The 8,428-nt window shown below is 73.3% G+C and carries 8 protein-coding genes; 3 read left to right on the forward strand and 5 right to left on the reverse strand.

Annotation, left to right across the window (positions count from 1 at the left end; translation table 11 throughout):
- Positions 1–80: 80 nt before the first annotated feature.
- The 4 genes from Q7T52_RS07150 to mraZ all read right to left on the reverse strand — a co-directional run bounded on the left by Q7T52_RS07150 (position 81) and on the right by mraZ (position 2,440).
- Entirely contained in the window at positions 81–542 is a 462-nt protein-coding gene (locus Q7T52_RS07150; protein WP_304800837.1) for a hypothetical protein, read from the reverse strand.
- On the reverse strand, positions 539–1,522 hold the full coding sequence (gene rsmH, locus Q7T52_RS07155; protein WP_304800839.1) for a 16S rRNA (cytosine(1402)-N(4))-methyltransferase RsmH: 984 nt from the start codon (positions 1,520–1,522) through the stop codon (positions 539–541). The genes Q7T52_RS07150 and rsmH overlap by 4 nt, the downstream gene beginning before the upstream one ends.
- A gap of 1 nt (position 1,523) precedes the next feature.
- Positions 1,524–1,682 (reverse strand): hypothetical protein, encoded by a 159-nt coding sequence (locus Q7T52_RS07160; protein WP_304800841.1) that lies wholly within the window; start codon positions 1,680–1,682, stop codon positions 1,524–1,526.
- A 338-nt stretch (positions 1,683–2,020) separates the two neighbouring features.
- Positions 2,021–2,440, reverse strand: a complete 420-nt coding sequence (gene mraZ / locus Q7T52_RS07165; protein WP_304800843.1) for a division/cell wall cluster transcriptional repressor MraZ — start codon at positions 2,438–2,440, stop codon at positions 2,021–2,023.
- A 328-nt stretch (positions 2,441–2,768) separates the two neighbouring features.
- Between mraZ and Q7T52_RS07170 the strand changes: the two genes are divergently transcribed.
- From Q7T52_RS07170 to Q7T52_RS07180, 3 genes are read left to right on the forward strand one after another with little or no spacing between them, the layout of a single operon-like run.
- Complete coding sequence (locus Q7T52_RS07170; protein ID WP_304800845.1) at positions 2,769–3,758, forward strand: MoxR family ATPase; 990 nt, start codon at positions 2,769–2,771, stop codon at positions 3,756–3,758.
- Positions 3,751–5,073: a DUF58 domain-containing protein gene (locus tag Q7T52_RS07175; RefSeq protein WP_304800848.1), complete on the forward strand. Its 1,323-nt coding sequence runs from the start codon at positions 3,751–3,753 to the stop codon at positions 5,071–5,073. The genes Q7T52_RS07170 and Q7T52_RS07175 overlap by 8 nt, the downstream gene beginning before the upstream one ends.
- Positions 5,070–7,484, forward strand: coding sequence for a DUF3488 and transglutaminase-like domain-containing protein (locus tag Q7T52_RS07180; protein ID WP_304800850.1), 2,415 nt, complete (start codon positions 5,070–5,072; stop codon positions 7,482–7,484). Before Q7T52_RS07175 ends, Q7T52_RS07180 begins: the two co-directional genes overlap by 4 nt.
- A 284-nt stretch (positions 7,485–7,768) precedes the next feature.
- Here the strand turns inward: Q7T52_RS07180 and Q7T52_RS07185 are convergent, their stop codons facing one another.
- Complete coding sequence (locus Q7T52_RS07185) at positions 7,769–8,206, reverse strand: DUF3040 domain-containing protein (RefSeq protein WP_304800852.1); 438 nt, start codon at positions 8,204–8,206, stop codon at positions 7,769–7,771.
- Positions 8,207–8,428: the final 222 nt, after the last annotated feature.

Consider the following 8,428-nt stretch of genomic DNA (forward strand, 5'->3'; position numbering starts at 1 on the left):
CCTGCGGGCCGCCGGCCTGCGGGCTGCGGGCCTGCGGGTGGGTCCGGCCGGTCGGCGGAGCGGCGGCTTGCGCGTGGCCACTAGCGGGCCGGCTTCTTGGCGATCGGGGCGCCGAGGCACGGTGCGGCGACGGCCGCGACGGGGCTGCCGGTGACCCGTCCGGTGGTGACGTCGAGGAACGCGGCCGGCGGGCCCATGACCATGCCGTTCTGGCAGGCCGCCCGGCCGAGCCGGTCGGGGTTGCGCAGCGCGTCGAGCTCGGTGGTGAGCGCCTGCTCGCGGGCGGCGAGCACCGACGCCTCGTCCTCGAGCCGCGAGGCGGTGAACGACGCCTGCTGCATCGAGGTGTTGAAGAGGAGGAGTCCGACGACGCCGGTGAGCAGCAGCAGGCTGACCAGCATCACGAACGGCACCCGGGGCGCCCGGCTGCGCAGCCGGGGCACGACGGCGAGCCGCGCGCGGTCGAGGGCGGCGCCCGCTAGGTGCGGCGCCGATCGGGCGCGGGAGACCGCCGGACGGCGCTGGGGGGCGGTGCTGCTCATGCGGCTCCTCTTCCGGGTCGGGTGGGGCGGGTCGCGCTGCGGAGACGCTCGACCGCGCGGAGGCGGACGGAGGCGGCGCGGGGGTTGGCGGCGGTCTCGGTCGCGTCGGCCTTCTCGGCGCCGCGGGTGACGAGCCGGAGCGCCGGCTCGCTGCCCTCGGGCACGAACGGCAGGTCGGGCGGCAGCTCGCTGCGGGTGACGGCGACGAAGGCCTGCTTGACGATGCGGTCCTCGAGCGAGTGGTAGGACTCGACGACGACGCGGCCGCCGACGGCGATCGCGTCGATCGCGGCGGGGATGGCCCGGCGGAGCACGGCGAGCTCGTCGTTGACCTCCATCCGCAGGGCCTGGAAGGTGCGCTTGGCGGGGTGTCCGCCGGTCCGCCGTGCGGGGGCCGGGATCTCGTCGTAGAGCAGCTCGACGAGGGCGGCGCTCGTGGTGAACGGCGTGGTCTCGCGGCGGCGGACGACGGCGCCGGCGATCTTGCGGGCGAACTTCTCCTCGCCGAAGTCGCGGAGCACCCGGGTGAGCTCACCGGCGCTGTAGGTGTTGAGGACGTCGGCCGCGGTCGGTCCGGTGCTGCCGTCCATCCGCATGTCGAGGGGCGCGTCGACGGCGTAGGCGAAGCCGCGCTCGGGGACGTCGAGCTGCATCGAGGAGACGCCGAGGTCGAAGAGGACGCCGTCGACCGCGGCGAGGCCGAGGTCGGCCATGACGTCGGGGAGCTCGTCGTAGACGGCGTGCACGGCGGTGAAGCGGCCGCCGTAGGGCGCGAGCCGCTCGCGGGCCAGATCGAGGGCCTGGGGGTCGCGGTCGATGCCGATCACCCGGGCGAGGCCGCAGCGGGCGAGGACGGCCTCGGAGTGGCCGCCGAGGCCCAGCGTCGCGTCGACGAGGACGGAGCCCTCGTGGTCGAGGGCGGGCTGCAGGAGGGCCACGACCCGGTCGAGGAGCACCGGGTCGTGCTGGGGGCGGGGCACCTCAGCGTCCCAGCCCGGCCAGCAGCAGGAACGCCGCGGCGAACAGCAACGACATCCCCAGGGAGAACGTCATGAGCACGGCGGCGTCGCGGGCCTGGTGGCGGACCCGCCGGTCGGCGGGACTCACCACCTCGGCGCGGGAGGCGGGTGCGGTGCTCATCGGTTCGACCCCAGATGGTTGGTGGTGCGTGGTGGAGCAGGGAAGAGGTGGTGCCGGGTGGTGCCGGGTGGTGCCGGGCGGTGCCGGGTGGTGCTCGGTGGTGCTCGGTGGTGCTCGGTGGTGCGGTGGATCCGTAGGGCCAGGTCCCGCCCGCTCCGGCCACCTCGGTGCCGGGGGGCGTGAGGTCATGGGGAAGCGCTGCTTTCTGGGGCCGGGGAAGGTGTCCCAGACGGCGGCGAGCAGGAGCGGGCAGAGACCTCGTCCTACGGATCCGTTGTCGAGTTGTGGTGCTGCTGGTCGAGCTGGTCGAGCTGGTGGGGCGCAGTGGGGCGTGGGGGCTAGTCGGACTCGTCGAGGTCGGCGAAGCGCTGGATCTCGGCGGCCTGGTAGTCGTCCCAGGACTGGGGGTTCCAGATCTCGAGGCGGTTGCGGACGCCGATGACGACCACGTCGCGGTCGAGCCCGGCGTAGTCCCGCAGGCCGGCCGCGATGGAGACGCGCCCCTGCTTGTCGGGCACCACCTCGTCGCCGCCGGAGAAGAACATCCGCTGGTAGCCGCGGGCGGCCTTGTCGGTCATCGACCGCTCGGCGGCCTTGTCGGCCTCGACGTCGAAGACCTCGGGGGGCCAGACGACCAGGCACTTCTCCTGGCCCTGGGTCACCACGACCCCCTCGGCGAGGCGGTCGCGGAACTTGGCAGGCAGGAAGAGGCGGCCCTTCTCGTCCAGCTTCGGCCGGAACGTGCCCATGAAGCGCATCGGGCACCTCCTGTCTCAGCCATCTCGCACCACCGCACTGCTCGGTTGCTCCACTTTCCTCCACACTACGCCACTTTGCTCCACCGTCAACCACATTCCTCCCGATTCCTCCCCCGCGCGCCACGGCGCTCCCTCCCGGCGGTCCGGACCCCGAGGAGGCCCGAGCCGCAACCAAAACGTGACGCCGGGAGTCAGACGAGGAGCCGCTCGACGTCATAAGTTGCGCGCACGCCCTACGGTGGTGGCAGTGAAGGACGGGTCACGGAAGGACCTCGGAGACGTGGAGACAACGAGCGCCGCTTCGGCTGACCTCGAGACCTTGGCCCGTGTGGTGGGAGCGATCCGCCGCAACATCGAGCGGGTGATCGAGGGCAAGCCCGACGTCGTCCAGTCCGCCCTGGTGGTGCTGCTGGCCGAGGGGCACCTGCTCATCGAGGACGTGCCCGGCGTCGGCAAGACGATGCTCAGCAAGGCCCTGGCCCGCAGCATCGACTGCTCGGTGCGGCGCATCCAGTTCACGCCCGACCTGCTGCCGTCCGACGTGACGGGGGTGTCGATCTTCAACCAGAACACCCGCGAGTTCGAGTTCCGCCCCGGCGGCGTCTTCGCCAACATCGTGGTCGGCGACGAGATCAACCGGGCCTCGCCCAAGACCCAGTCGGCCCTCCTCGAGTGCATGGAGGAGCGTCAGGTCACCGTCGACAACAACACCTACGAGCTCGAGGCACCGTTCATGGTGATCGCGACGCAGAACCCGATCGAGATGGAGGGCACCTACGCCCTCCCCGAGGCGCAGCGCGACCGGTTCATGGCCCGGGTGTCGATCGGCTATCCCGTCGAGGCCGCCGAGATCGCCATGCTCAACAGCCACACCTACTCGCGTCCGCTCGACGACCTCGAGGCCGTCACCGACGCCGGCGAGATCCGCAAGCTCAGCAGCATCGTCAACCAGGTCTACGTCTCTCCCGCCATCCAGCAGTACGTCGTCGCGTTGACCGGCGCCACCCGCCGCACCGACGACCTGGTCCTGGGTGCCTCGCCGCGCGCGACGCTCCACCTGGTGCGGGCGGCCAAGGCCCATGCGGCGATCCAGGGCCGCGACTACGTGCTGCCCGACGACGTCCAGCTGCTCGCGCGCCCGGTGCTGGCGCATCGGCTGCTGCCAAGCGTCGAGGCCGCGATGACGGGCCGCACGACGGCGTCCATCCTCGACGCGATCCTGGCCGGCGTACCGGTCCCGAGCCCGCAGGGCGGGCCGACCGCGCCGCCGCCCTCGTCCGCGCCTGCCGGTCCGCCGGGCTCGCGTCATCGTGCGTGAGGCACTCTCCGGCCTGACCGTTCGCGGGCGGGCGTTCCTGGCCGCCGGCATCACCGCGATCGTCTGCGCGGTGCTGCTCGGCCAGCCCGCCCTGACCCGCGTCGGCGTCCTCGTGGTCGCGCTCCCGCTGGCCACCGCGCTGGTGCTGGGGCGCTCGCGCTACCGCCTGGCCCTGGTCCGCACCGTCACCCCGCAGCTGGTCACCGCCGGCCAGCCCGCGCGGGTCAACCTGGCGCTCACCAACGAGGGCCGCACCCCGAGCGGTGTGCTGCTGCTCGAGGACCACGTCCCCTACGTGCTCGGCACCCGCCCGCGGTTCGTGCTCGACGGCATCGGCCACGGCTGGCGGCGACAGGTGACCTACCAGGTGCGCTCCGACGTCCGCGGGCGCTTCGAGATCGGGCCGATGACGGTCCGCGTCGGCGACGCGTTCGGGCTCGTCGAGCTCGGCCGCGCCTTCCGGATGACCGTCCCGCTCGTCGTCACCCCGCGGACCGTGCCGCTCTCGGCGATCCCGCTCGGCGGCGGCTGGACCGGCTCCGGTGACAACCGGCCGCGGGCCTTCGCGATGGGGTCCGCCGAGGACGTCACCGTCCGCGACTATCGCCAAGGCGACGACCTGCGCCGGGTCCACTGGCCCAGCTCGGCCCGCACCGGCGAGCTCATGGTCCGGCGCGAGGAGCAGCCCTGGCAGTCGCGCGCGACGATCCTGCTCGACAACCGGCTGCTCGCCCACCGCGGCCAGGGCATCGCGTCCTCGCTCGAGGCCGCCGTCGCGGCCGCCGCGTCGGTGGCGGTCCACCTGTCCCACCGCGGCTTCCAGGTCAGGCTCGTCACCGCCGCCGGTGAGGACGCCGCCGGATCCGCCGCGGCCGGCGGTGGCCAGTGGCACGTGCGCGACGCCGACCTCAACGCGCGCCCGCTCCTCGAGGCGCTGGCGGTCGTCCAGCTCGACGCCCGTGACCGCCTCGACACGTCCTGGATGGGCGAGCAGGCCCACGGCGGGCTGACCGTTGCCGTCCTCGGCGCCGTCGACCAGGCCGACGCCCCCGCGCTGCGCCGGATCGTCCACCACACCTCCTCGGCCCTCGCGATCGCGCTCGACGTCGACGCGTGGTCGGGTCCCCACGCCGGCACCGGCGGCGCCGCGCCGTTCCTTGCCCGCGCCGGCTGGCGGGCGGTCACCCTCGGACCGCGCGACCGGCTCGAGTCGGTCTGGGACGACCTCGGACGCTCGTCGTCGCGCGGCCCCGTCCGCAACCCCGGCGCCGCCGCCGAGGGACCCACCACTCCTGCTCCGGCGGTCGTCTCGTGAGCAGCGTCCGCCAGCGAGACCGGGCGGCCCTCGCCTCCCACGTCCGCTTCTCTGCCGCCGCGGCGGCCACGACCTGGGCCGCGATGTGGTCCTGGCGCGGCTTCACCACGATGTCGGGCCGCTTCCTCGTCGCGCTGATCCTCGTCGGGGTCGCGGTGGCGGTCACCGGAGCCGTCGCCCGCTGGCGACGGCTGCCGGGCGTCCTGGTCGTCGTGGCCCAGCTGGCCGTGGGCGGGGTGACGACCTGTCTCGTCGTCTCCTCCCGCCCCTACCCCGGCGACGCGTTCCGCACGATGCTCTCCGACGCCGTCGACGCCGCCAACACCTACGCCTCGCCGGTCCCGACCTCCGACACGATCTCGGTGCAGCCGCTGCTCGTCGTCGGCGGGTTCATCGCGATGGTCCTCGTCGACCTGTGTGCCGCAACCCTGCGTCGCGTGCCGCTCGCCGGCCTCCCGCTGCTCACCGTCTACAGCGTGCCGATCAGCCTCATCGACCGCGGCCTGTCCTGGTGGGTCTTCGCCGCGACCGCGACCGGGTTCCTCCTGCTGCTCTTCCTCCAGGAGGAGGAGCACCTCTCGCGGTGGGGCCGCTCGCTCGACGGCAGCACCGCGCCGATCCGCCGCCTCAGCGACTCCGTGCGCGCCAGCGCCGTGGCGATCGGCGCCATCGCGACGGCGGCCGCCGTACTCGTGCCGCTGGCGGTGCCGACCCTCAGCTTCTCGGTCTTCGACGTCGGTCCCGGCAACGGTGGCGACGGCGACATCGAGGTCACCAACCCGATGGTCGACCTGCGCCAGGACCTGGTGCGCGGCGACAAGACCGACCTGGTCACCGTCACCACCGACGACCCGTCGCCCGACCACCTGCGCATCTCGGTGCTCAACCGCTTCACCGACAACGAGTGGAGCGCCGGCGACCGCAAGGTGCCGACCGCCAACCTGGCCCAGGGCGGCATCCCGCCCCTCGAGGGCGTCGAGGCACCGCTGGTCAGCCTCGACGAGGTCGACTACCAGGTCGAGGTCGCCGACCAGTTCAAGTCGCGGTGGCTCCCGACCCAGGCCCCGATCAGCGACATCTCCGCCGACGGCGACTGGCGCTACGACGTCGCCACGATGGACTTCCTGGCCAGCGACGACGACCTCGACACCGCCGGGCTCGACTACTCCATGACGGCCGCCCTGCCGACCTACGACGACTCCCGGCTGCTCCAGCTCAACGCGACGGACACCGTCGTCGGCGAGGAGATGACCGAGCTGCCCGACGACCTCCCCGCGGAGATCAGGAACTACGCGATCGAGGCGACCAGCGGCGCCACCAGCGACTTCCAGCGGGCGGTGCTGCTCAACCAGTTCTTCCGCGAGACCGGCGGGTTCACCTACAAGCTGCCGACCGATCCCGGCGGCGGCGTCGGCAGCGACCAGCTCGTCGACTTCCTCGACCCCGACAGCAAGACCGGGCGCCAGGGCTACTGCGAGCAGTACGCCGCCGCGATGGGCGTCATGGCCCGCACCCTCGGCATCCCCGCCCGCGTCGCCGTCGGCTTCCTCAAGCCGACCGGAGAGTCCAGCCGGGAGAACACCTACGTCTACACCTCCGACGACCTGCACGCCTGGGTCGAGCTCTTCTTCCCCGGCGCCGGCTGGGTTCTCTTCGACCCCACGCCGGCCTCCCGTGTCAGCAACGCCGAGGTGCCGTCCTACGCCGAGCGCCCCATCGACAACGTCATCCCGACCACGACGGCGCAGTCCGAGGAGACCCGCGAGCCGACCACCCGGCCGACCGCCCCCTCGGCCAGCGTCCCCACCGGCCGGCCCGACCTGCCCGAGACCACCGCGGACGCCGGTGACACCGGGTCGTCGTTCCCCTGGCTGACCGTCCTGGCGGTGGCCGCCGGTCTGCTGCTCGTCGTGTTGCTGCTCCTGCTCCCCCGCAGCCTGCGCCGCCGGCAGCGCGAGCGCCGCCTCGCCGGCGGACCCGAGTCGGCGTGGGCAGAGCTTCGCGCGACCGCCCGCGACCTGGGTCGCACCTGGCCCGAGGGACGCTCCCCCCGCGAGACCCGCGACCTCGTCGTCGGCTGGTTCGGCCACGTCGGCGACACCGACGAGCGCCCCGCCCACGGCCCCGACCTCGCCCCCGACGCCGTCGCCGCCCTCGACCGCGTCGTCGACCACCTCGAGCGGCTGCGCTACTCACGCCGCCACACCGTGGAGCCCGGCGCCCTGCGCGACGACGTCCTGCTCTGCTGCGACGCCCTCGCCGCCGGCGCCACCCCCCGCGTACGCCGCCGCGCCACCTGGCTGCCGGTCTCGGTCGCCCAGCGGAGACGGCCGTCCGAGCTCGAGGGTGCCGGCTCAGGCGCTGGTGCCGGTGAGCCTGAGCTCGTGGGTGGGCGGTCCGAGGTGCTGTAGGAGATTCGGTGCAGGAGGTGGAGATTCACCGCTGAAGCGGAGGTTCTCCTCCTTCTGGGCCGAAACTTCTTACCAGAACCGGGAGATCCGTCCGAGAACCTTGCCGGCCCGGCGGACGCGGTGGAGATTCACCGCTGGAGCGGAGATTCTCCACCTTGTGCGCCGAAACTCCGGCCCCTCCCCCGGCGGGACAGAGGTCGAGCGGCCACCCGACACAAACAGCCCGGACCACCTGGCCCGGGCATCCTCACCGCCAGGACGTGATCGACGCCCGGCGGGACGAACTAGAAGCCGCCGCCCTCGCGGCGCTTGCGCCAGCGGGTCTCCATGCGCTCCATGAACGGGGCGCGGCTGCTGCTCGAGCGGCCGCGCGAGCGGCGGGTACGGCGGCCGCCGTCGAACGACGTGAGGCCCGACGGGTGGGCGGTGCCGCCCCGGGGGTCGGCGGCTGCAGCCTGGCGGCTGCGGACCGTGCTCAGGGCGAGGGTGGCGGAGCCGAGCATGAGGACGAAGCCGGCGATGCCGACGTACCACTGCGTCAGGACACCGACGAAGAGCAGCGTGATGCCGAGGGCGAAGACGAAGCCGGCGATGATGCCGCGGCGTCGGGCGCTGGTGCGCATCGCCGTGCCGCGCAGGGTGGAGGCGAACTTGGGGTCCTCCTCGACGAGGGCGCGCTCCATCTGCTCGAGCAGTCGCAGCTCCTCTTCGGAGAGTGGCACCGGATCCTCCAGGTGGTCGCCATACAACACGTGGTGGGCCAAGTCTAGGCAGGAGGTCGGCGTCACGGTAGGCGGGACCAGAAAATCGTTGGGGTGGGATTTCGCGACCTTCCATCGGAGCCACGCCGGAGCCCCGCCGCAGTCACCGGCCGGCGGCCCGCCCGAGCAGCGACGCGGGCCCCACGGCGGCCGAGCCGAAGCGGCGGGCGGCGCGGTCGACGG

It is taken from the genome of Nocardioides sp., from assembly GCF_030655615.1.
Lineage (GTDB): Bacteria > Actinomycetota > Actinomycetes > Propionibacteriales > Nocardioidaceae > Nocardioides.

What these genes read in the sequence shown, in the direction of transcription:
- Q7T52_RS07150 (WP_304800837.1), bottom strand. Translation starts at nt 542, where the DNA reads ATGAGCAGCACCGCCCCCCAGCGCCGTCCGGCGGTCTCCCGCGCCCGA.
- Q7T52_RS07160 (WP_304800841.1), bottom strand. Translation starts at nt 1,682, where the DNA reads ATGAGCACCGCACCCGCCTCCCGCGCCGAGGTGGTGAGTCCCGCCGAC.
- mraZ (WP_304800843.1), bottom strand. Translation starts at nt 2,440, where the DNA reads ATGCGCTTCATGGGCACGTTCCGGCCGAAGCTGGACGAGAAGGGCCGC.